This window comes from Clostridium tyrobutyricum, from assembly GCF_019144085.1.
GTDB classification, from domain to species: domain Bacteria; phylum Bacillota; class Clostridia; order Clostridiales; family Clostridiaceae; genus Clostridium_B; species Clostridium_B tyrobutyricum_A.
Map to the genome: position 1 here is coordinate 50,960 of NZ_JAHHUY010000012.1, position 21,874 is coordinate 72,833.

Genomic DNA, 21,874 nt, shown 5'->3' on the forward strand with positions numbered 1-21,874 from the left:
TCCTATTTTCCTATTTCAAGAGCTTTTGAAAACATAGACTTTTCAGAATTAATAGCACTTACATTAGCTTCATATGACCTGGTTGCAGTCATCATGTCAGCCATTTCATTTAATACATTTACATTAGGCATTAAAACATATCCTTGAGCATCTGCATCAGGATTGGATGGTTCATAAACCCTTCTAAAAGATGAGGTGTCATTTTCTACACCCACGGCCTTTACTCCCATCGGCACATTTTCATATTTTCCATCTTTACCTAACTCTCTGTTTAAATTTTCCTGAAAAACCGCTACCTTTCTTCTATATGGTTGTCCATTGGCTCCATGAGTAGTTTCAGCATTTGCCATATTTGAAGATATTGTATCCATTCTAAGGCTCTCTGCAGAAAGTCCACTTGCACTTATTCTCATAGTATTAAAAGCCTGAATCATAAAATCACTCTCCTAATTTCCCATTATTACAGATTTTCTCATGCTCAATCTGTTATTCTCCAAAGTAATAAGTGAATTGTACATAAGTTCATTTGCAGCTTGATTTACCGTCTCAACATTGATGTCCACATTATTGCCATCATCTCTCATGCTTGTAGAATTATCAGTATTTGTAGTTATAGAACCCGGATCATTACCTAAACCAATGTGCCTTGTATCATCCTGCTTCAACTGGATATTATCCATACTTTGCTTAAGATTTTCCTCAAAAGTGACATATTGTCTCTTATAGCCCTTGGTATTAATATTTGCTATATTATTTGATATGGCACTGCTTCTAGCCGATGCAGCATCTAGCCCTCCACTGAGTAAATTATCTGTCAATTGATCATTGGAAATATTTGATATGTTCAATTTATTGTGTCTCCTTTCGAGTTTTTTAAAAATCTTAAATTAAATTTAATTTTATATTAAAATTATGTCAAATCTGTTATAAATATATTTAATTTTATCATAATTACTAATTAAATTCTATGGCTAAAATTATTATGTTTTAAATTTATTGACATTTTTCAAATGTTTATTTCATGTTTTTTTGTTAAAATATTGATAAAATACTATTATTTTTAAGATAAATGTTATTTTTCATAAATAAAAAGATACCTGACCATAAGACAAGTATCTTTAATTGTCATAAACATGACTATTTTATATTATTTAGTATACTCAGTATATCTTGCGGCAATTTATTCGCCTGTGCAATCATGGCATTGGATGCCTGAACAATTATGTCCTCCTTGGAATAGTTCATTATTTCTTCACCCATATCAGAATCTCTTATACTACTATCAGCACTTGTCATCTGTTCATTTAAATCCTGTATATTATTATAATTGCTTTCAAATCTATTTTCCAATGCACCATACTGGCTTCTAGTAGAAATTATTGTATTTATAGTTTCATCTATAGTATCTAAGGAATCTTGAATATCTCCGCTTAATATATCATTATCTCCCCCTGACTTTATAGTATATAAACTTGAAATTGAACTATCTCCACTATTACTCAAATCTATCTGAGGTATATCAACACTTTCCCCAGCATTGGCACCTACTGGCATAGTTAATGTATTTTTTTGGCTAAGTAATTTTAGTCCATTGAATTCTGTGCCTTTTGCAATGGAATCTATACCATCTATCATCTGATCTATCTCACCTTGTATTTTCTGTTTATCACTATCTGTAACTGAGCCACTGCCTGCCTGGACACTAAGCTGCCTTATTCTCTGAGCCATACTTGTTATTTCCTGAAGTCCACCTTCTGCAGTCTGAAGCATACTTACGCCATCTTGAACATTTCTTGATGCAACTTGAAGTCCTGAAATTTGCATTCTTATATTTTCACTTTGTACAAGAGCTGTAGGATTATCTTTAGCAGTTATTACTTTATATCCACTTGATATTCTAAGTGAATTTCCGCTCTGCCTATTTAGAGCTTGATTTTGGAGTAAATGCATTGTAAGCGCCGGCATGTTATAACTTATTCTCATAAAATTCACTTCCTCTTTATATAATTTAAAATATAAATAAATTGTTTATTCTATTGTTTTATCATAAGGTTCTATCTTTATATACATATTATATAATTCAAGTGCTTCTTCTTCAGTTATACGACCATTTACCAGATTGCGATACAATATATACAAATTTGCATTCATACTTGGATCCGAATTTTTAGTTTCCTTCATCTTACTAAATATCTTTTCTTTAAGAGATATATTATCATAATTTAATTCACTTTCAAGCATATCCAATAATTTAGATACATCTTTTTTAAAATTTCTATTATTGGTATTTACCTTTATAATTTTTAACTCCGTTCTTATCTTTTCTATACATTCTCTACTAATTAATACTTTTTCATTTTGGTCCAAACTTCTCCCCACCCTCGACTTACTTTGAAACTTTAATAACATATATTATTATATACTTAATATTATCAGCAATTATATATCACTGTCAATTACAGTATATAAAAAAGCCGAACATATAGAGTTCGACTTTTTATACTTAAAAATTGATTTAAGCCAGAGTTTCCTTTTTATATTCCAAAAATTGAATGGTATCAGCTTCTACATTGGTGTAATACTTTTTTACACTGTCCTTTACATAACTTTTAGTGGTTATCTTTCCTGTAACACCTAAAAGTCTTCCCTTTGTCAGATACTGCTGAAGTTTTTCTGCTCCTCCACTAAAATAAGATACAGAAATAAAATCAGCCCTCCTTTGTCCTTCTTTATTCACAAATCCTTTATCCACTGCCAATACAAATCTCAGAATACTTCTCTTGCTATTTTCTATTTTTATGAGATCTGCATCTCTAGTCAATCTACCTATAAGAGTTACATTATTCAACTTATTTACCTCCCAACTGTTTTTTTATAATTATATCCAGCTTGGAGGATTTTAAACGTAACAAATAGAGTAATTTAAAGTATATTTACATCTTCTCCGCCCATAACCTTGTTCATATTTCTAACGGCACACATTTTTCCGCACATGGTACAAGTATCATCACATTCCGGAGTAGACTCTTTTCTATATCTCATAGCCTTTTCGGGATCAATAGACAGTTTAAAAGTTTCTTCCCAATCAAGCTTTTGTCTTGCATCTGCCATCTTATTATCCCATTCAACAGCACCTTTTACACCTTTTGCTATATCTGCCGCATGAGCAGCTATTCTAGCGGCTATAATCCCCTCTTTCATATCATCAAGTGTAGGAAGTCTCAAATGTTCAGCTGGAGTTACATAACATAGAAAATCTGCTCCATATGAGGCTGCAATAGCTCCGCCTATGGCACTTGTAATATGATCATATCCCGGTGCAATATCCGTAACCAATGGTCCAAGTACATAGAAAGGTGCATTATGGCATAACTTCTTTTCAAATACCATGTTTGCCTTTATTTCATTTAATGCCATATGACCAGGTCCTTCTATCATAACTTGTACATTTTTTTCCCATGCTCTTTTAGTAAGTTCTCCGAGAGCTATAAGTTCTGTTATTTGAACTGCATCTGTGGCATCTGAAACACATCCTGGTCTGCAGGCATCTCCAAGACTTATAGTAACATCATATTTGGCGCATATATCAAGTACTTCATCAAAGTATTCATAAAAAGGATTTTCCTTGTTATTCAACTGCATCCATGCATATATAAGTGATCCTCCTCTTGAAACTATGTTCATACGCCTTTTATTTCTCTTGAATACTTCCGCCGTAGCCCTGTTTATACCAGCGTGGATAGTCATAAAGTCCACACCCTCTTTGGCCTGGTTTTCAATGACTTGAAGAATCTCTTTTTCTGTAAGATCCTTGAGTTCTTTATCATAAAGGCCAACTACATCGTACATTGGAACAGTGCCTATCATTGCACTGCTTATATTTATAACCTTTTGTCTAAATTCTGCTGTTTTTCCAAAAGAACTCAAATCCATTATAGCTTCCGCTTTCATATCAATGGCTTTTTTTACTTTTTCAAGCTCTAAATCAATGTCATAACAGTCTTTTGATATTCCCAAATTTACATTTATTTTAGTCTTAAGGCCACTTCCTACACCTTCAGGATCAAGTGATTTATGATTTTTATTTGCTGGAATTGCGACCTGTCCTTTGGCAACTAGTTCCATAAGTTTTTTTACTTCCATATTTTCTTTTTCAGCTACTCTCTTCATTTCTCTAGTAACTATTCCCTTTTTAGCAGCATCCATTTGAGTTGAATAATTCATATTATTTGCACCTCCATTTATTTAGTGCTACTGGATATGATGTATAGACCTATAAATAAAAATCAGCTTGCCAAAAGGAAAGCTGAATATATAACAATGAATTTAATTATATATTACCTTCCCTACGGTAGAATTAACTACATCAGGTTCTAAGGTTTGAGATATAAATCCCTCTCAGCCATATGGCACACCCAGTAACAAATCCTATTTAATTTTATCCATAAAACAATACAATATCAGTTTAACACAACTTGATGCAATTTACAATTATCTCGCAGGTAATATTTCAGTCCAATATCCATCAGGATCAGCTATAAAATAAAGTCCCATCTTTTTATTTTCATAACATATACATCCCATTTCCTTATGATGTTTATATGCAGCATCAAAATCATCTACTGTAACTGCCATATGTATCTCATTGTCTCCTAGGTTATAAGGTTTCTTTCTATCTCTAAGCCATGTAAGCTCAATTTTATAGTTACTCTGCCCATCTCCCATAAACACAAGTATAAAACTATTGTCATCTGAAATTTTTCTTCCTATTTCCCTGAATCCTAAAGCCTCTTCATAAAATTTTACTGTTTTCTCTAAATTTAATACATTTATATTATTATGGTCAAATTTAAATTTCAACATGCATACCTCCATTACATACTTATATTAAGTATATTATAGCATTTATATTTACTTTTTATCTATAGTTATTATAAAATAAGGTTATATTTAGAAAATTTATCAACTATAAAAAAGTACGAGGTGATTTCATTGAATAATTATAAAATAAAAGTTCATTATTTATATCACAGCGGATTTGCCGTTGAAACAAAAGAACATTTTTTAATATTCGATTACTATAAGGACAATTTTCAAGGAAAGGAACGAACTCTGGAAAATGGAGTTATTTCAAAAGATCTTATAAAGAATAAAAAAAATGTATTCGTATTTTCGTCTCACAGCCATGCAGATCACTTTAATCCAATAATACTAAAATGGAGTACTTACAATAAAAATATAAAATATATACTGAGTAGTGATATAAAATTAAAACGTCCAGTACAAAATTATTATAAGCTCTCCAAATATGAAAATATAAATTTAGGTAGTGTATATATAAAAGCTTTTGGTTCCACTGATATAGGAATTTCATTTTTGGTAAAAGTAGATGATATCACATTATTTCATGCAGGGGATTTAAACTGGTGGCATTGGAAGGAAGATTCTTTGCAGGACCAAAAAGACGCAAAAGCAAATTTTAAATATGAAATATCTAAATTAAAGGGTGAAAAAATTGATATAGCCTTTTTTCCTGTAGATCCAAGACTTGAAGAATACTATCTTAAAGGCGGGAAATATTTTATAAAAGAGATAAATCCTTCAATATTCTTTCCCATGCATCTGTGGGATAAAATGTCTACTACGGATAACTTTAAAGATGCAATGAAAGATTACAGTACAAAAATCATGACCATTCACAAAAATGGAGAAACTTTTTTAATTGACAGTTCACAATTATAATTGTGAACCGTCAATTGTAAATTGTCTAAACTCCCGTAGAGCCAAAACCCCCTTCGCCTCTTTCAGTATCACTCAATTCATAAACTTCTTTCACCAAAACCTGTTCTACAGGTTTTATAACCATTTGGGCGATTTTCATATTTTCTTCCACTAAAAAAGGTTCCTGGCCTAAATTTATTACGAGCACTTTTATTTCACCTCTATACCCTTCATCTATTGTTCCAGGTGAATTTAAAAGTGTTATTCCATATTTTAAGGCCAAACCACTTCGCGGCCTAATCTGTGCTTCTGTATTTTTAGGGAGTTCAATCTTTATACCTGTTGCTATGAGTTTTCTCTCCATTGGCTTTAATATGGACTTCTCAACTGAAAAAAGATCAAGTCCCGCATCCCCAACATGTGCATAAAAAGGTATAACTGCCTTTTCATTAACTTTTTTTACAAGCAATTTCATAATTTATATCCATCCTTTCCAAATGTATTATACTATAAAAATAAAAAATAGCCAGAGATTAAATCTCCAGCTGTTTTAAGCTATATGCTTATTTAATTTAAGTTCAACAGATTCACTATTAGTAACTCTTGGTGGTTTTATAAATGCCAAAATTAAAGATGATATGATACACATAACACCTATTACTATGAAAGTGATTCTAAAACTTCCCATGGCACCTGCATTTGCAGCTATCCCAACATCAAGCCCTACCAATCTTACCCCTATATCTTTCACAATTTCTATAAGATATAGTCCACTCATACAAGCTGTAAATACAGCTATAAACAACAAATATGCCTCTTTTGTCTTAAGCATTTGTTTAACAGTAAAATTAATCCCATTCCCAGTACCATTCCGCATATAGAAATAAGCTTTTTGATTCCAAACTTTTCTTGCAACTTTCCCGAAGCAAGTGTAGAAAATGATAATGCAACTTTATTCAAATCCCAGCCAAATTTATTTACAATGGGCTGATTGAATAAACTCCATGTATAGATTGTCCCTAATCCTAACTGTGCAATTACTGAACCGATTACTATTAACCAACGATTATTTTTTGATATGCTTTTCATTTAATTCACCCCTTGGCTTGTTTCTTTATCATTATTATATAATGTTAGAAAACAAACCTTTTAGTTTATGAATGAACTGCTGAAAAGGCTGCATGAAATACACTTATATATTCATAATACGCTTGAATTTTTTCACATTGCTTCTGCTTACGGGAACTTCAAATTCCATACCATCCAATTTCAGGTTATAGGTACTGTTAAACCATGGTATTATCTCCTGTATTTTGCTTATATTTACTATGTAGGATCTATGACATTTAAAAAATTTATCTTTGGGAAGTGTACTATAAAATTCTGATATACTTTTATTTACAATATATTTTTGAGCCTTGGTAAATACCTCTGTTATTCTTTCCTTTGCCTCACAATAACAAATATTGTCCATATTGACTACAATTATTTTATCATCTTTCCATAAATTTATTTTATTTATCATGGTATCTTCATGTAATCCATGCATCTTTTCCATATATTCAATTTCAAGTTTCTTTAGCATGGATTTAATTCTTGATTTGTCATATGGTTTCAATATATAGTCAAATGCCTCCAATTCAAAAGCATCTACTGCATATTCCCTGTAAGCTGTAATAAATACTATGTATGGTTTTCTTGAGAATTTACTTATATTTTCAGCAAGCATTACACCATCAATGGATGGTATGTTTATATCCATGAATATTACGTCCACTTCATTATGCTGAATAAATTTTAGAACATCCAATCCATCCTCAAACTCTCCTATAATATCTATGCTGCTGTAATTTTTTATAAAATGTTTCAACTCTTCCCGGGCCAAAAATTCATCTTCTGCTATTATAGCTTTCATATTTTCACCTTCTGATTATAATTATCTTCGAGAAATACATTTCTAAATCCCTGTATTCTAGTTATAATGAATAGACATATTACAAGGAGAGATGCCCTTTCCATAAGCTTAATCAATATTACATAAGTATCTCCCATAATTCATCTTTCCTCTTTAAATTCCGTAATTCTTTTATGAAGATTATTATAACACATTAATTTTGCCATTCAAAAGTCCAGTGGAGGCACTCTCTACTGGACACTATCAAACTTATTCTCAAATTTTGAATTTATTCATAATGTTATTTAATTTTTCAGCCATTTGTAGTTGATTATCTGCAGATTCTGAAATTCTTTCCATGCTCTTTAAGGTTTTCGCTATATTTTCCTCAATAAGACCTGCACTTTCAGAAGACTTCTGTGAACTTTCACTCATACCCTGAACAGCTTGACTTACTTGATCCACAGTAGCTGTTAATTCTTCTGACATAGCTGCTATATCCTCTGACATCTTATTTACAAAATCGGAATCCCTTAAATAACTGTCTCCAACCTCTTTAAAATTTTGAAATTCAGGATTTACTTCTTTTTGCATAAATGCCAATATGTCATTACCAGTATCAGACATATTTTTAAATGCCTGCTGAACTTTCAAAATAGTATTTTGTATTCCATCTACAGCTTCTTTAGATTGTTCTGCAAGTTTTCTAACTTCTTCTGCAACAACTGCGAAGCCTTTTCCCTGTTCTCCTGCCCTTGCTGCTTCTATAGCTGCATTAAGTGCCAATAAATTAGTCTGTTCTGCAATGGAAGCTACGGTATCAGACATGGATTTTATATCTGCAACTACTTTGCCATCTTCAATGGCTTGTAAAATATTTTGTTCATTTTGTCTATACATGGACTCTATTTTATCTATAGCCTTTTTACCTTTTGCCTGAACTTTCAGTGCTCTTTCCTTGGACTCCCCGGAATTATTACTTCCATCCAATGCCTTGCTTGAAAGTTCATTTATACTCGAATCAACTTCTTCAACAGATGCACTTATTTCCTCGGAAGATGCTCCAGTATCCTGAACTACATTCAATATATGATTTGTAGAATTACTTATGGTATTAAATTTATCTGTAATGTCATTAACTGTATTTGAAAGATTTGAACTTGTACTGTTCAATTCCTGAGAACATCGTTCAATATTTTCAAAAAGATCGGATAAATTTTTCTTCATAAGATTCAAGGATAAAAAAAGCTCTCCTATTTCATCATTTCGTTTTAGCAGTTTTTCTGGAATTTTACCCGTAAAATCCCCGTCAGCATATTTTTTTAAATTATCACTAACTATCCCTATTGGCTCTGAAACGTCCTTATTGAGAATTTGTGCACAGGCTATTGTAATTATTATAATACCTACAATAAGTATAACAAACATCATTATTATGTATCTTATTATGGTTGCACCTTGAGATATAGCTGTACTGCTCATACTGCCTACATTTTGAACCAACTCGTCCAAATTATTGAATAGCTTTTTTTCACTATTGATTAAATTGTTCATATCCTCATTGGATATTTTGGACATGTCACTTGAACTCTCAATTTTATTTACATAAGAAAAGTAAACTTTTGAATTGGCATCAATAGTTTTCATTAAATCTTTTGCACCGTCAATCTTAATTAGTGAATTCATCTTTTTCCTATTGGATTCATAATCTTGTATAGAATTGTCCACCCACTGTTTTCTAGTACTTATATTACTGCCACCTTTTACAAAATTTAGATCTCTAGTACTTATTCCACAGGAATTAATTGAATTTCTCATATCTTGAACGTTATTTAAAACTACACTTGTATCCCATGCATACTTTAATGTTCTGACTTTAAGTCCTATAATAGTTAAAAATATAAGAGTAAAGATTAAAACTATTATAAATGCAGAATATATTTTTCCTCTAAATTTCAACTTGTTTCGCATAATTAACCTCTCCTTCGACTTATTTTTCATTATATAGTATATCAAAAATATCTTCGTTATGGAAATATCTTCTGATAAATGATATTATATTTGTATAATATTCCAAAGGGATGTGATGTACAAATGTATAATTATCTTACAAAAGAAGCTATAGAAAAGATTAGGACTGAAATAGAACACCGCAAGGTAGTCACAAGATGGAAGATAAATGCATCTCTTAAAGAGGCTCGTGCCCAAGGGGATCTAAGTGAAAATTACGAATACACTGCCGCCAAAAGAGACAGGGCTCACAATGAAAGTAGAATACGTTATCTTGAGAGAATGATACGTACTGCAAAAATAATAAAGGATTCTACATCAAAAAATCAAGTTGGAATTGGTAAAACAGTATATTTAAGTTTTTCTGAAAAAAATGAAATTGAAAAATTCAAAATAGTAACTACAATAGAGGCTGACCCCATGAATAATAAAATCAGTATAGAATCTCCTCTTGGTTCGGCTATATATAAGCATATTATAGGAGATAGGGTGCCTATAAAATCTCCTGAAGGTCAATACTCTGTAAAAATTGAAAATATAAAATAAAAATTTCCCACGTTTATCGGGAAATTTTTATTTTATCTTATACTTACTTATATGAGCTGTTTTTACAGCACTTGAATTTATCACGCTTCTCTCTATTCTGCAGTTAAATTCCTTCAAATACTTTAATGCCCTGCAACCTACCCTGATTCGTCCTGGTATACTATGCACTACACGGCATTTGAAAAGTGGTGTAGACCTTCTTTTAAACATCATTTGTATCACAACCTCCCGGGATTTATACTAGACGTATTTAACAGCCTCTCCAAGCTGTTGTTTCAATTTTTTTTCAACATAACTCAAATTTTTAGCTCCATAATTTTTTATGAAATCAAAATTATCTATCCCAGTTTCTATTATAGTATCTATCCATTTCAATATTTTAGCTTCATAAACTATATTTATATTATACTCTATAAGTATAGTACCTATTACATTATTGAAAGTGACTTTGTCAACACCATCCAGCATGGTTATTGCTTCTTCCAAATAGTGCATATATTTAGAACTCTGTTTAGGAAATTTAGCAGAGCTTGCCAGTTTTAATCTTATCCTTCCGGGTACACTTCTTATAACATTTATTTTAGTAAAATGTTTTAAAACATACTTTTTTAAATCTATCATTTAAACTCCCCCATTTATATAGTATTGGAATAGGCCCACCACAAATAGTTTATACCATTTGGAAGTGATTCAGGTCTCTTTATATATGTAGTAATTCCAACTGCAATTAATACCAAGGTTAATATAGATTTAAAGTCAAAAATTCCATTAGTTTTATCATATACAGCCAAATTTACACTGTCTTTTAGAGTATCAATCTCTTTTTTACTAAAGGTTCATTTTTTTGCCTATCTTCTCTTCCAGACCAAGTAATTTTATAATTATTCTTATTACAATAACCGGTTTCATATCTTTTTCCTTAAAATTCAAAAGTATTGTACCTGTAGTTGTATTTATATTTTTTATTTCAATAGAGTCAATTTTTTTCAATTGATTCTTAAATAGTTCTGTCAATTCCAAATTATTTTTTAATAATAGAACATACAATCTTAATCTCCCCGGAAAATAATGCCTTACCTCTAATACTCTCTTAAAATTTGGTATGTTTAAAAATGATTACACTACTATAACATTATAACTATTAAAGACAAAGTTTAGATTTTGTTTAGAATTAGTTTAGATAAAATAGAGATAAATACTTTAAAATATAATTAGGAAGTACTTCCAATTTGAATGCAAGGAGACTTGAAAATGAAATTAAAGAAAAAAACTGCTATGGCTGTAAGCTTCATTGTTGGAATCACGATGTTCGCAACTACAGCTTTTGCTGAAGTAAATTCAAAAAGTGGCTATGACCAACTTAAGGATTCATTGAAATACACTGCAAAAAGTTGCACCAAGGATCTTTCAAGTTATACTATGGACATATCATTTGTCATAAAGGATAGTTCAAAAATAGTATATTCTCAAAATGATATAAATAAATATGATATGGCAAATAAATCAAAAGAAAGTAAAGATATTCTCTATAATGGTATAAAAAAAGCTGAAGGTTATTACTATATCGACAAGAGCAGTATGATAACTAAATCCCAGGATTCCCCCTCTTATTATGTAACTAATTTTACAAATGGTACAGATAATATGTGGGGAATGAAAAATCCTTTTGATGAAGATAGAGCTTCTGATATTGAAAAAATATCAGATGCCATTGTAGGAAATCTAAAGGACTCTGTTGCAGTTAATGTAACTCAGGATGGATCAAAGGAAATTTCAGGTTCCCTCAATAATACACAAATTCCATCACTTGTAAATGCACTTGTATCCTTCCAGTTTAAAAATTCATTTAATGTACGTTCTGATAATGGAAGTACTACGACACAGCAAATTCCTGAACTTAAAAGCAACATATTCGTAAAAAATATTAAAGGAAACGTTGCTACAGACAAAAATGGATTAATTAAAAGTGCACTTGGATCAGGAATTCTTTCAGGTACAGATAAAAATGGACAAAATCACAATTTGACTTTTGAAGTACTAGTAAAGATAGGTGATATAAATTCAACTGTAGTAAAAAAACCTGACCTTTCAGATAAAAAAACAATAGTACAAACTTCTTCTAATACTGGTAAACTTTCAAACCCTGAAAAATATATCGGTAAATACTCAAACAATATAGTAATTGAAGATAAAGGTAAATTCATAAAAATTGGTGAAAGTATAGTAAGTATTAAAAAAATAGACAATACTTCCGTAGCTGGAACTTATGAATCAAAATATATAAATGGATATGAGGATAGAAATCAAAAATTCGATTTCAATGGTAATTTTAACAAGCAAAGCGGAGGAAATGACTTTAATGCAGACATTACTGGAATTGACAATTCAAAATCAAAAGTAAAAGGTGATTTATATATTAACTCAGATCAGGCAATTATATACTTTAACATAGCTGGAATTAATTCTTCTAACTTTAATTCCCAATATAATAAAGTTTTTAACTAAAAATTTAATTTATCAAGATGACTGCTGTATTTTTCAGCAGTTATCCATAGATATTGGAGGTACACAGATGGAAAAAGTTATTGAAATAAGCAATCTATGTAAAACATACAAAAACGGGAGAGGAATAGACAATATAAATCTTGACATATATAAAGGAGATATTTTTGGCTTTCTTGGACCAAATGGAGCTGGAAAAACTACGGCAATGAAAATAATGACAGGACTTATAAAACCTGATCGCGGTAATGTAAAAATACTCGGATACAGCATTTTAACGGAATTTGAAAAGGCAATGTACGATGTTGGATGTATCATTGAAACTGCAGAAACCTATCCCTATTTAACAGCATTTGAAAATCTAAAACAATTTTCCAGGTACTATGAAGGCATAAATACTGGCAGAATTGAAGAAGTTTTGGAAATTGTGGGATTGTTGAAATACAAGGATGAGAAACCAACCAGATTTTCCCTGGGGATGAAGCAAAGACTTGGAATTGCATCTGTACTATTATCCAAACCCAAAGTTGTAATTCTTGATGAACCATTAAATGGAATGGATGTAGAAGGAATGATAAATGTAAGAAATATCATAAAAAATCTAGCAGAAAATGAAGGAACTACATTTTTTATTTCAAGTCATCTTATTCATGATATTGAGTTGACATGTAATAAAGTAGGCATTCTATACAATGGTAAAGTTATTAATGTAGATAATACTAAAAATATATTAAATAACTATGCTTCCCTTGAAAATTATTTTGTAAGTGAGGTAGAAAGAAATGACAAATTTTAAAACATCTTTAATAAATGAACTGGAAAAATTGTACAAAAAGAAAAAGGCTATGGTCGCAGTAGCACTTTCTCTGATATTTATCGTATTTGGTCAAATATTTATATCTGTATTAAGAAATAATTTTGGTGTACAGGGAGTTTCAAGCAGTGAATTTCCACTCCTTATATTGTCTATAATTATAAATACCCTTCTTCCACTATTTATAGCCCTTATCACTATAGACAGTTTTTCCGGTGAATTTTCCCAGAACACAATGAAAATAACCCTTACAAGACCAGTATCCAGATTTAAACTTTATTTGTCCAAAATTTTGTCCATATTCATATTTGCATTTTCAATTTTAATTTTATGCATGATTTTGTCTACAATATCAGGTATAATATTTAACTTGAATTCTTTCAATTTTTTGGATGTATCCAAAATAATACTTTCCTATATAGTTACCATACTTCCAGTGATGATTCTATGCCTTATAATCGTAATTCTGACAAATATACTCAAGAGTGGAATAGCTGTATTTTTCTTGTCCATACTCATATTTATTGCTTTTAAAGCACTTGAAATTTTCTTTCCTTCTTATTCAGGTATTTTATTTACATCTATGTTTGGATGGTATAATCTGTGGATTATGGATGGCATTCCACTGTTTAAAATATTTCGCGATTTTATGATGATATTAAGTTATGATATAATATTATTCACTGCCGGTTATTATATATTTGACAAAAGAGATTTTTAAATTATACAGGAGGTATAAATGGATATAAAAAAGCGTTTGATTATATACAATAATTTAATTATAATAATCCCATTTATAATTACAATAATAGTTGCCTTGATATTTATATTCATTTCCTCAAAGTTTTTTAACGCAAGCATGACTTATAATGATTTTAAAAAAGCTTCCTTTGTGAAATCTGAATTGTTAAGCACATCCAAGGATATAGCTAAGACAAGCATTGACAGTATTAAAAATAATGTGGAATTTCAAAAATATCTTAATGAAAAACTGGCAACTATAGATGGGAAAATCATAATAACAAAAAACAGTAATATTGAATTTTCATCCCAGGATTTAGGCAAAATTGATATGGAAAAAACTTTGGAACAATCATATGAGAATATGTGGAATTCTATACAAATACAAAATATCTACTACTCAGTAGATGTTTTTCCTATAATATTTAAAGACGGTTCCCCTGGTAAAGCAATATTTTTAGTCCCAGCAGCAGTAGAATCAAATTTTTTTAGGAATTTAATTATAACTGTATTAATTACATTTTTTATATGCTTTGCAATTATGAGTATAATTACTTCTTATATATTTTCCATGAAAATATTAAATCCAATAACTCTGTTGAAAAAAGCTATAAAAGAAATAAGCCGTGGTGATTTAGATTTTGAAGTGGCAGAAGATGGTGATGAAGAAATTCGCGAACTGTGCTCTGACTTTGAAAAAATGAGACTGCAATTGAAGGATTCTGTAAGACTAAGAATAAAATATGATCAGAACAGAACTATGCTGGTATCAAGTATATCCCATGATTTAAAAACTCCCATAACATCCATAGAAGGCTATATACAGGGTATACTGGATGGAGTAGCAAATACTCCTGAAAAATTAAATCACTATTTAAATACCATAAATTCAAAGACAAAACAAATGGATGCAATGATTGATGACTTGCTTCTATACTCAAAACTTGATTTAAGACAGCTGCCTTTTAATTATAAAAAAACAGACATTCAGGAATATTTCAGCTGCTGTGTAGAAGAAATCAGGCCTGAGCTTGCAAAATCAAACATAGAAATAACTTTGAAAAACAATTTAAACAACACCAAATATTTTATGATTGATAGAAATAGATTTATGAGGGTTATATTAAATATAATAGACAATGCAAGGAAATACATGAATAAAGAATTCGGCAAAATATATATAATTTTACGAGAAACATCTACAAGCATTATAATCGAAATCAAAGACAATGGAATTGGGATCAAAAAAGGTGATATAAATAAAATATTCAACAGATTCTATAGGGTAGATTCTGCAAGAAGTAACGCTAAAGGAAGTGGCCTTGGATTGGCTATAGCAAAACAGATTGTTGAAAGTCACAAAGGAAAGATATGGGCTGTATCCAACATAAATGAAGGTACAAGTATAATAATCTCACTTTCCAAGATATAGGGGGATGTACGATGAAAAAAATTTTAATAATTGAAGATGATTCAAGTATAGCTGAACTACAAAAAGATTACCTGGAAATTAATAGGTTTTCGGTTACTATATGTGAAAATGGTATAAAAGGATTAAATAAATTCAATGAAGAAAAATTTGACTTATTGATTCTTGATTTAATGCTTCCTGAAATAGATGGATACAGCATTTTAAAAAGCATACATGAAAAAAAGGATATTCCCGTACTTTTAGTTTCTGCAAAAAAAGAGGAAATTGATAAAATCAAAGGTTTTAATCTAGGTGCAGATGATTATATGACAAAACCATTCAGCCCTAGCGAACTAGTGGCAAGAGTAAAATCTCATATTACAAATTATGAAAAAATAAAGAATAAGTTTACTGCAAAATCAGATACAGATAAAATATTAATAAGGGGACTTGAAATATTAAAAGATGCAAGGCAGGTATTCATAAATAGAAATGAAGTTAATCTAGCTCAAAAAGAATTTGAGCTTCTTTTATATATGGCAGAAAATCCAAACAGGGTATTTAATAGAGAATTTCTCTTTGAAAAAATATGGGGATTGGATGCTATGGGTGACAATGCCACAGTTACGGTACATATAAGGAGAATAAGAGAAAAAATAGAAAGTTCCCCATCAGATCCTCAATATATAGAAACTGTTTGGGGAGCAGGTTACAGGCTCAGAACTTAGTCAAGTATCAGTTCACAATTCACAATTAGAATTGTGAACTGTGAATTTGTACATTGATTTAGTATTCAAAAGTTCCTGCTTTTTCACACAAAACTATTTTCAGGCTTTTATCCTTCATAACTTTTTTGTATGAACATAAAAAATCATTTAACTCCAGATCTTCCAGATCTATCTGGCCGCGGCTTCTTATCATTACCGTTTCTTCATTTATATATATTTTTATATTGTTCAAAGAATTGCTTATACTATATGTAGTAAAAATCACATTTCCTATTCCACTTTTATATTTTTCATGAAAACTCATTGCTTTTCTAACGGTTTCATAGTCATTGTCCTTATTTATGGAAGGAAGGTTTAATCCCATACTTTTCATTTGATTTTCTATATCATCCATGTCAATACCATATTTCTTCATAAGTTCCTTTTGAATATTAAACATTTTTTCCTGTGATATATTATTCTTTTCCATATAATCCTGGATATTTTTTGAAAAATCAGCCATGCTAATTTTTCCCTGTGACATATCATAGCACAATCCATAAACATAATCTTCTATTTTCTGGATATCTTTTTCTCTCGCTTTATTTTTAAGTTCACTAAAATTTACAATTTTTTCATCTTTTTTATCACTCATTCCAATCACCTCTATTTTCCTTTATTTTATTATACCAAATACACTATCAAATACACAATTAAATAGCCTTGAAATCCTATAAATAAAATTTCAAAGCTATCTGTATTCACACTTACTATTTTATTAAAATTTCTGCTGCAGTTTTGGCATGATCTACCTTGCCCTTTTTTATATCAATGTTATCAACTATATCCATGTTTGTAACAATAACTGGAGTTATCATATTCTTACCTTTGCTCTTGATAAATTTAGAATCCAAATTCAAAATCAAGTCACCTTTTTTAACTTTATCTCCCTGCTTTACATGTGCTGTAAATCCCTCACCGTTTAAAGCTACAGTATCTATTCCAATATGAATTAAAAGTTCCAATCCCTGAGCCGTAGTAATTGCAAAAGCATGTTTCGTTGGAAATAATACAGTTATTTCACCATCTGCCGGTGCATAAATATTGTCTCCAGAAGGAATAACCGCAAAACCATCTCCAAGCAGTTTCTCTGAAAAAGTTGGATCCGGAACTTCCTCAAGAGTTACTATTTCACCATCTGCAGGACTTAACAGCAAATTAACCCCGCTTACAGCCTTACTCTCACTGCCTCCTGAAGTATCCTCACCTTGTTGAGTTTCAGATTCCTCTACAACTCCACCATTGGCAATAATCGCCTTTATATCATCTTTTATTCTCTCTGCTTCAGTTCCAAACACTACCTGAACACTATTTCCAGCTTTCATTATCCCGGCTGCACCAAGTGCCTTTAAAGTCTTCTCATCTACAGCAGGATCATTCAAAGTCAATCTAAGTCTTGTTATACATGCATCAAGTACCTTTATATTGTCTTTTCCACCAATAGCCTCAAGTACTTTGGCTGCTTTTGCACTTCCCTTTACATTTATATGAACTATTTCCTCACCATCCTCATCTTCTCTTCCAGGTGTCTTTAAGTTCATTGCCCTAATCAAGAAATAGAATACTACAAAATAAAGTAGGAAAAAGGCAACTCCTACAGGCCATATTAGCCATGGATGTTCTGCATATCTAAATCCTAATATATAGTCAATAAAAGATGCAGAAAAAGTATACCCCAATCTAATGTGAAGAAAACTTGTAACAAGTCCTGAACAAAATGCAACCAACACATGAAAAACAAACAATATAGGAGCTACAAATATGAATGAAAATTCAATGGGCTCTGTAATACCTGTTACAAAAGCTACAAATGCTGATGAAATCATCATACCTGCCATCTGTTTTCTCTTGCTTTTCTTTGCTGCAGCAATCATTGCAAGTGCAGCTCCTGGAAGTCCAAACATAAGAATCGGGAATTCGGATGCCATAAATATACCCGCAGTAGGATCACCGTGAAAATATCTAGGTGAATCTCCTATATATGTAATTCCATTTGAAATAAAATGTCCAAATTGATAAAGAAATACAGGATAATAAATATGATGGAGCCCAACTGGTATAAGAAGTCTTTTACCTGCTGCATAAAATGCAGGACCAAGTGCAGAGTTGCTTGCAAGATTTGCCATAGTATCTATCCATCCCTGTACTGGAACCCATATACTTACTCCTATTGCTCCAATAATAAGAGCCGCTGCTGAAGTTACAATTGGAACAAATCTCTTCCCCCCGAAGAATCCAAGTACCTGAGGTAATTTTATACTATGAAATCTATTATACAATAATGCTGCTACAATACCTATTATAATACCGCCAAATACCCCCATATTAATGGTAGTTTTAGTTACAATATTTTGATAAGCCTGCGTTTCCATGAATGCCTTCAATGTCATATGATGAGATGCAGCTGTAGTTTGTGCCAGTGCAGTTGCCGCATTTGAACTGGCCAATTTTTCAATATTTTCGAGTATGAGTTCTCCAACCACTGCTGCAAGTGCAGCAACTGCTTCTCCACCTGAAAACCCAATTGCAACACCAACTGCAAATATCATAGGTAGATTAGTAAAAATAGCATTTCCAGCTGCTTCTATATAGGGCATATTGAGTAAATCCGGCTGCCCAAGTCTTAATAGAATTCCAGCTGCAGGTAGAACTGATACAGGAAGCATCAATGATTTACCTATCTTCTGAAGTACTGAAAAAATCTTCTTCTTCATAAAATAACCTCCTTAAATATAATAAATATATAATAATTTTAGTATTGCCAAATACAATTAAAAAAACATGAAATATAACAAAAAATAAGACACGAACTTCCAAATAGAATACGTCAAATAAATTCAACGCAACAACTATCTAAAAAGCTCGTGCCTAATATAATAGTAACACTGCCTATATTTCCTCAAGTCTTTTAAGATGAAGTGCAATATACCCAATCTCATCTTCAGGAACTTTAACAGAAAATAAATTTTCAATTTTTATAGTAATCTTAATTGCCAAATCATATTCATTATATAACTCTTTCTTTATGTTGTCAAGCAAGTAATTCTTTACAGTCTTTTTATTTATCACTCTATTTAAAACAAAATTTATGTGAGTTACAGTTCTTATATACTCTAATGAATTTTTGTCAAATTTCTTTTTTAACAGCTTGGAAATAGTGTCCATTATCTGGGTTATTTTTCTAGTATGATTCATTACATCCCCTACTTTTTCCTTATTGACAGCAGCGTTAATATGCATACATATAAATCCTATCTCATCTTCAGGAAGTTTAATATCAAAATTTTTGTTTATCATATCAAGAGATTTTTCAGCTAATTTGTATTCTTTAGGGTACAATACTACTAATTCTTGTAAAAATGGATTTTCGATTTTTATACCTTCTTTAACTCTACGAAGTGCAAAGTTTATATGATCTGGTAGAGAAATATGTATGACTTCATTAAGTTTTATATCAAGTTTTCTCTCACATAAGGAAATAATTTCCTCAGAAATTCCTATTATTCGTTGATCTATATTTTTCAATACAGTATCAAAATTATTACTAATTGAGCTCTCTTTTACAAAAATGTTTTCAATTCTATCTTTAGGTACAGTTTGTCCCTTTCTTGAATTGAATCCAATACCTTTACCAACCAATATGAGATTTTCATGGTTTTTCTGTGCTAATACAACATTATTGTTTAACACTTTTTGTACAGTATATTTCTCCATATTATCCTCCACAGCATCATCAATTAAAAGTAATAATTACTTTTAATTATACCATACTAATATCTTCTCTTCATTCATATTTTTAATTTTGCTCTTTTATACTTACTAATAAATTAAGATCAATATTACATACAATTTGCAACTTAATCTTTAAATATTACTCCATTATTTGTTTGTATAAAGTCAGTTATGGAATTTGCAATTTTATCTATCTGGTTATAATCTACAATGTCTGGGGTATCTGTAGGCTTGTGAACTAACTTTTCTATCCCCTCTTGTTCAAAAAAGACATTAGATATACCTGCATTTTCAAAGCTAAGATGGTCACCTGCACCCATAACTCTATTATCTGCAAATTCAACATTATCATTTTTTAAAGTAGTTTTCACAGCATCATACAGTTTGTTGGATACCTTGCTCATATTCTTTAAAGCAAGCTTTCCTCCAGCTTTAGCTCCTATAGAATCTATATTAATATTGTATATATTGTCATATAACTTTTTTGATGTAATCTGTTCAACAAATGCACGACTTCCTGCTAATCCTTCTTCTTCACCGTTAAAGGCACAAAAAATTATATCTTCATCAAAAGGTTTTTGTTTAGCTTTTTCTTGTAGTCCATTGGCTATTTTTATTAAGGCAGATACACCAGAAGCATTATCCAAAGCACCTCTAATAAGTTGTTTCCCATCTAAATATCCTAAATGGTCAAAATGCGCTGATACTATAACAGCTTTTTTACTATCTTTTCCTTTTATAACTCCAACAACATTATTAAGTGTTTTATTTGTACCTGTATCATTTTTATATATTTCACCATAATATTTATAAACTAATTGTGAATATTCAACATAATAATTTTTTCCCAGCAAAGGTTTTAATCCTATATCTGTAAAAACTTTTGAGATATACTGTCCAGCTTTTTCATTTCCTTTTGAACCAACATATCTTCCTTCAAACTCATTGGAAGCCAAAGTATTAACTATTTCTTTAGTTGTTAGAATCTTTACAGAATCCTTAACCTGTACTGACTGCCTGTTGCTTTGAGTAGCTTTAGTGTTACTTGTACTAGATGTATTCGTAGTTAAAGAACATGATGATAAGGTTAGAGTTATAGCAACAATAGTTCCTACTTTTAATATGGAATTAATAATAATCTCTCCTCACATTTTTAAAGATATATAAACATATACATTTCCTTTCTTTTACTTTTATTATTTTCTATTATATGTAATAATATACATTTAAATACCTTGCAACATGACTTCACTCTTTACCCTTTTGATCCTCTTTTTAACAATCTATTTTCACATAAAAAATAAGAGCCTTTATATAGACTCTGTAACTTTTATCCCTCTTGTAATTTCTTTTTATAACTATTTCTCAAGCCTTGCACATCATAGCTATTTTGAGTGGTGACATCTTTTATTTCTTCAAATTTTTCTTCTAATGTATCAGTTTCTGTTTTATGTTCTTTACATCACTTGACACTGATTTTAAGGCCGATTTAATCAATGTACTATCCTCTTTTATGTCCTTATTTAATGATATAAACTGGCCGTCAATCTGTTCGGATTGTGCTTGTTGCCCTTCTATTACTGTACTCATATTACTTTTAAGTTCTTCGAGTAGTAAAGAATGTTTATTAAGTAGTTTTGTATGATTATCCAATTTTTCATTTATCGGCTGTATGGCACCTTTTAACAGTTCCTTTATAACTTCAATATCCTGTTTATCTAACATTTTTCCGACCT

The 21,874-nt window shown here is 30.7% G+C and carries 29 protein-coding genes and 1 riboswitch; of the genes, 7 read left to right on the forward strand and 22 right to left on the reverse strand.

Annotated elements, in window-relative coordinates; translation table 11 throughout:
• Window positions 1-2: 2 nt before the first annotated feature.
• The 7 genes from flgC to KM800_RS07365 all read right to left on the reverse strand — a co-directional run bounded on the left by flgC (window position 3) and on the right by KM800_RS07365 (window position 4,863).
• Window positions 3-434, reverse strand: coding sequence for a flagellar basal body rod protein FlgC (gene flgC / locus KM800_RS07335; RefSeq protein WP_217812511.1), 432 nt, complete (start codon window positions 432-434; stop codon window positions 3-5).
• Between the two features lie 12 nt (window positions 435-446).
• Window positions 447-848 (reverse strand): flagellar basal body rod protein FlgB, encoded by a 402-nt coding sequence (gene flgB, locus KM800_RS07340; protein ID WP_217812512.1) that lies wholly within the window; start codon window positions 846-848, stop codon window positions 447-449.
• Between the two features lie 289 nt (window positions 849-1,137).
• The gene (locus tag KM800_RS07345) at window positions 1,138-1,983 is read right to left on the reverse strand and encodes a flagellin (RefSeq protein WP_017895331.1); all 846 of its coding nucleotides are present in this window, start codon (window positions 1,981-1,983) and stop codon (window positions 1,138-1,140) included.
• A gap of 45 nt (window positions 1,984-2,028) precedes the next feature.
• On the reverse strand, window positions 2,029-2,367 hold the full coding sequence (locus tag KM800_RS07350) for a hypothetical protein (protein ID WP_017895330.1): 339 nt from the start codon (window positions 2,365-2,367) through the stop codon (window positions 2,029-2,031).
• A gap of 148 nt (window positions 2,368-2,515) precedes the next feature.
• Window positions 2,516-2,848: a single-stranded DNA-binding protein gene (locus tag KM800_RS07355; protein WP_136710703.1), complete on the reverse strand. Its 333-nt coding sequence runs from the start codon at window positions 2,846-2,848 to the stop codon at window positions 2,516-2,518.
• Window positions 2,849-2,922: 74 nt separating this feature from the next.
• Window positions 2,923-4,224, reverse strand: coding sequence for a phosphomethylpyrimidine synthase ThiC (gene thiC, locus KM800_RS07360; protein WP_017750844.1), 1,302 nt, complete (start codon window positions 4,222-4,224; stop codon window positions 2,923-2,925).
• Between the two features lie 101 nt (window positions 4,225-4,325).
• Window positions 4,326-4,427, reverse strand: a riboswitch (TPP riboswitch).
• Window positions 4,428-4,491: 64 nt separating this feature from the next.
• A complete protein-coding gene (locus tag KM800_RS07365; protein ID WP_217812513.1) occupies window positions 4,492-4,863 on the reverse strand; it encodes a VOC family protein in 372 nt (123 codons plus the stop codon).
• Window positions 4,864-4,992: 129 nt separating this feature from the next.
• On the opposite strand from KM800_RS07365, the gene KM800_RS07370 reads away from it, so the two are divergent.
• Window positions 4,993-5,742: an MBL fold metallo-hydrolase gene (locus KM800_RS07370; RefSeq protein ID WP_217812514.1), complete on the forward strand. Its 750-nt coding sequence runs from the start codon at window positions 4,993-4,995 to the stop codon at window positions 5,740-5,742.
• A gap of 25 nt (window positions 5,743-5,767) precedes the next feature.
• On the opposite strand, the gene dut is transcribed toward KM800_RS07370, so the two are convergent.
• The 6 genes from dut to KM800_RS07400 form a co-directional block, all read right to left on the reverse strand.
• The gene (dut, locus tag KM800_RS07375; protein ID WP_017750847.1) at window positions 5,768-6,196 is read right to left on the reverse strand and encodes a dUTP diphosphatase; all 429 of its coding nucleotides are present in this window, start codon (window positions 6,194-6,196) and stop codon (window positions 5,768-5,770) included.
• 75 nt (window positions 6,197-6,271) lie between these two features.
• Entirely contained in the window at window positions 6,272-6,529 is a 258-nt protein-coding gene (locus KM800_RS07380; RefSeq protein WP_243276268.1) for a hypothetical protein, read from the reverse strand.
• Window positions 6,517-6,810, reverse strand: coding sequence for a hypothetical protein (locus KM800_RS07385; RefSeq protein WP_017750849.1), 294 nt, complete (start codon window positions 6,808-6,810; stop codon window positions 6,517-6,519). Before KM800_RS07385 ends, KM800_RS07380 begins: the two co-directional genes overlap by 13 nt.
• 103 nt (window positions 6,811-6,913) lie before the next feature.
• Window positions 6,914-7,636 (reverse strand): LytR/AlgR family response regulator transcription factor, encoded by a 723-nt coding sequence (locus KM800_RS07390; RefSeq protein WP_217812515.1) that lies wholly within the window; start codon window positions 7,634-7,636, stop codon window positions 6,914-6,916.
• Window positions 7,633-7,773 carry a hypothetical protein gene (locus KM800_RS07395; protein WP_017750851.1) on the reverse strand — a complete coding sequence of 47 codons (141 nt, stop codon included), beginning with the start codon at window positions 7,771-7,773 and terminating at the stop codon, window positions 7,633-7,635. Before KM800_RS07395 ends, KM800_RS07390 begins: the two co-directional genes overlap by 4 nt.
• 118 nt (window positions 7,774-7,891) lie before the next feature.
• The gene (locus KM800_RS07400) at window positions 7,892-9,586 is read right to left on the reverse strand and encodes a methyl-accepting chemotaxis protein (RefSeq protein WP_217812516.1); all 1,695 of its coding nucleotides are present in this window, start codon (window positions 9,584-9,586) and stop codon (window positions 7,892-7,894) included.
• Between the two features lie 123 nt (window positions 9,587-9,709).
• Here KM800_RS07400 and greA point away from each other — a divergent pair, with 123 nt between their 5' ends.
• Complete coding sequence (greA, locus tag KM800_RS07405; RefSeq protein ID WP_017750853.1) at window positions 9,710-10,171, forward strand: transcription elongation factor GreA; 462 nt, start codon at window positions 9,710-9,712, stop codon at window positions 10,169-10,171.
• Between the two features lie 27 nt (window positions 10,172-10,198).
• Here the strand turns inward: greA and KM800_RS07410 are convergent, their stop codons facing one another.
• From KM800_RS07410 to KM800_RS07425, 4 genes are read right to left on the reverse strand one after another with little or no spacing between them, the layout of a single operon-like run.
• Window positions 10,199-10,384 (reverse strand): hypothetical protein, encoded by a 186-nt coding sequence (locus KM800_RS07410; protein WP_217812517.1) that lies wholly within the window; start codon window positions 10,382-10,384, stop codon window positions 10,199-10,201.
• A gap of 27 nt (window positions 10,385-10,411) precedes the next feature.
• On the reverse strand, window positions 10,412-10,792 hold the full coding sequence (locus KM800_RS07415) for an HMA2 domain-containing protein (RefSeq protein WP_217812518.1): 381 nt from the start codon (window positions 10,790-10,792) through the stop codon (window positions 10,412-10,414).
• A 14-nt stretch (window positions 10,793-10,806) separates the two neighbouring features.
• Entirely contained in the window at window positions 10,807-10,989 is a 183-nt protein-coding gene (locus tag KM800_RS07420) for an HMA2 domain-containing protein (protein ID WP_330655557.1), read from the reverse strand.
• Between the two features lie 10 nt (window positions 10,990-10,999).
• Window positions 11,000-11,275: an HMA2 domain-containing protein gene (locus tag KM800_RS07425; protein WP_330655558.1), complete on the reverse strand. Its 276-nt coding sequence runs from the start codon at window positions 11,273-11,275 to the stop codon at window positions 11,000-11,002.
• A 147-nt stretch (window positions 11,276-11,422) separates the two neighbouring features.
• On the opposite strand from KM800_RS07425, the gene KM800_RS07430 reads away from it, so the two are divergent.
• From KM800_RS07430 to KM800_RS07450, 5 genes are all read left to right on the forward strand, one after another.
• On the forward strand, window positions 11,423-12,676 hold the full coding sequence (locus KM800_RS07430; protein ID WP_217812521.1) for a hypothetical protein: 1,254 nt from the start codon (window positions 11,423-11,425) through the stop codon (window positions 12,674-12,676).
• 67 nt (window positions 12,677-12,743) lie between these two features.
• Window positions 12,744-13,469: an ABC transporter ATP-binding protein gene (locus KM800_RS07435; RefSeq protein ID WP_017750858.1), complete on the forward strand. Its 726-nt coding sequence runs from the start codon at window positions 12,744-12,746 to the stop codon at window positions 13,467-13,469.
• Window positions 13,456-14,208, forward strand: coding sequence for an ABC transporter permease (locus tag KM800_RS07440; protein WP_147564408.1), 753 nt, complete (start codon window positions 13,456-13,458; stop codon window positions 14,206-14,208). Before KM800_RS07435 ends, KM800_RS07440 begins: the two co-directional genes overlap by 14 nt.
• 18 nt (window positions 14,209-14,226) lie before the next feature.
• Window positions 14,227-15,660 carry a sensor histidine kinase gene (locus tag KM800_RS07445; protein ID WP_217812522.1) on the forward strand — a complete coding sequence of 478 codons (1,434 nt, stop codon included), beginning with the start codon at window positions 14,227-14,229 and terminating at the stop codon, window positions 15,658-15,660.
• A gap of 11 nt (window positions 15,661-15,671) precedes the next feature.
• The gene (locus KM800_RS07450) at window positions 15,672-16,367 is read left to right on the forward strand and encodes a response regulator transcription factor (protein WP_217812523.1); all 696 of its coding nucleotides are present in this window, start codon (window positions 15,672-15,674) and stop codon (window positions 16,365-16,367) included.
• 58 nt (window positions 16,368-16,425) lie between these two features.
• On the opposite strand, the gene KM800_RS07455 is transcribed toward KM800_RS07450, so the two are convergent.
• The 5 genes from KM800_RS07455 to KM800_RS07475 form a co-directional block, all read right to left on the reverse strand.
• Window positions 16,426-17,001 carry a DUF3867 domain-containing protein gene (locus KM800_RS07455; protein WP_217812524.1) on the reverse strand — a complete coding sequence of 192 codons (576 nt, stop codon included), beginning with the start codon at window positions 16,999-17,001 and terminating at the stop codon, window positions 16,426-16,428.
• 115 nt (window positions 17,002-17,116) lie between these two features.
• A complete protein-coding gene (locus tag KM800_RS07460) occupies window positions 17,117-19,120 on the reverse strand; it encodes a glucose PTS transporter subunit IIA (RefSeq protein WP_217812525.1) in 2,004 nt (667 codons plus the stop codon).
• Window positions 19,121-19,295: 175 nt separating this feature from the next.
• On the reverse strand, window positions 19,296-20,120 hold the full coding sequence (locus tag KM800_RS07465; protein ID WP_195510411.1) for a PRD domain-containing protein: 825 nt from the start codon (window positions 20,118-20,120) through the stop codon (window positions 19,296-19,298).
• Between the two features lie 143 nt (window positions 20,121-20,263).
• Window positions 20,264-21,094 (reverse strand): M28 family peptidase, encoded by an 831-nt coding sequence (locus KM800_RS07470; protein WP_217812526.1) that lies wholly within the window; start codon window positions 21,092-21,094, stop codon window positions 20,264-20,266.
• 472 nt (window positions 21,095-21,566) lie between these two features.
• A partial coding sequence (locus tag KM800_RS07475) for a hypothetical protein (protein WP_254906488.1) occupies window positions 21,567-21,874 on the reverse strand: 308 nt, incomplete at its 5' end.

Coding starts and splice junctions, on each gene's coding strand:
- KM800_RS07385 (WP_017750849.1), bottom strand. CDS start 6,810: ATGAAAAGCATATCAAAAAATAATCGTTGGTTAATAGTAATCGGTTCA.
- dut (WP_017750847.1), bottom strand. CDS start 6,196: ATGAAATTGCTTGTAAAAAAAGTTAATGAAAAGGCAGTTATACCTTTT.
- KM800_RS07345 (WP_017895331.1), bottom strand. CDS start 1,983: ATGAGAATAAGTTATAACATGCCGGCGCTTACAATGCATTTACTCCAA.
- KM800_RS07365 (WP_217812513.1), bottom strand. CDS start 4,863: ATGTTGAAATTTAAATTTGACCATAATAATATAAATGTATTAAATTTA.
- greA (WP_017750853.1), top strand. CDS start 9,710: ATGTATAATTATCTTACAAAAGAAGCTATAGAAAAGATTAGGACTGAA.
- KM800_RS07465 (WP_195510411.1), bottom strand. CDS start 20,120: ATGGAGAAATATACTGTACAAAAAGTGTTAAACAATAATGTTGTATTA.
- KM800_RS07440 (WP_147564408.1), top strand. CDS start 13,456: ATGACAAATTTTAAAACATCTTTAATAAATGAACTGGAAAAATTGTAC.
- KM800_RS07450 (WP_217812523.1), top strand. CDS start 15,672: ATGAAAAAAATTTTAATAATTGAAGATGATTCAAGTATAGCTGAACTA.
- KM800_RS07395 (WP_017750851.1), bottom strand. CDS start 7,773: ATGGGAGATACTTATGTAATATTGATTAAGCTTATGGAAAGGGCATCT.
- KM800_RS07430 (WP_217812521.1), top strand. CDS start 11,423: ATGAAATTAAAGAAAAAAACTGCTATGGCTGTAAGCTTCATTGTTGGA.
- KM800_RS07400 (WP_217812516.1), bottom strand. CDS start 9,586: ATGCGAAACAAGTTGAAATTTAGAGGAAAAATATATTCTGCATTTATA.
- flgC (WP_217812511.1), bottom strand. CDS start 434: ATGATTCAGGCTTTTAATACTATGAGAATAAGTGCAAGTGGACTTTCT.
- KM800_RS07415 (WP_217812518.1), bottom strand. CDS start 10,792: ATGATAGATTTAAAAAAGTATGTTTTAAAACATTTTACTAAAATAAAT.
- KM800_RS07410 (WP_217812517.1), bottom strand. CDS start 10,384: ATGATGTTTAAAAGAAGGTCTACACCACTTTTCAAATGCCGTGTAGTG.
- KM800_RS07445 (WP_217812522.1), top strand. CDS start 14,227: ATGGATATAAAAAAGCGTTTGATTATATACAATAATTTAATTATAATA.
- KM800_RS07460 (WP_217812525.1), bottom strand. CDS start 19,120: ATGAAGAAGAAGATTTTTTCAGTACTTCAGAAGATAGGTAAATCATTG.
- KM800_RS07455 (WP_217812524.1), bottom strand. CDS start 17,001: ATGAGTGATAAAAAAGATGAAAAAATTGTAAATTTTAGTGAACTTAAA.
- KM800_RS07435 (WP_017750858.1), top strand. CDS start 12,744: ATGGAAAAAGTTATTGAAATAAGCAATCTATGTAAAACATACAAAAAC.
- thiC (WP_017750844.1), bottom strand. CDS start 4,224: ATGAATTATTCAACTCAAATGGATGCTGCTAAAAAGGGAATAGTTACT.
- KM800_RS07390 (WP_217812515.1), bottom strand. CDS start 7,636: ATGAAAGCTATAATAGCAGAAGATGAATTTTTGGCCCGGGAAGAGTTG.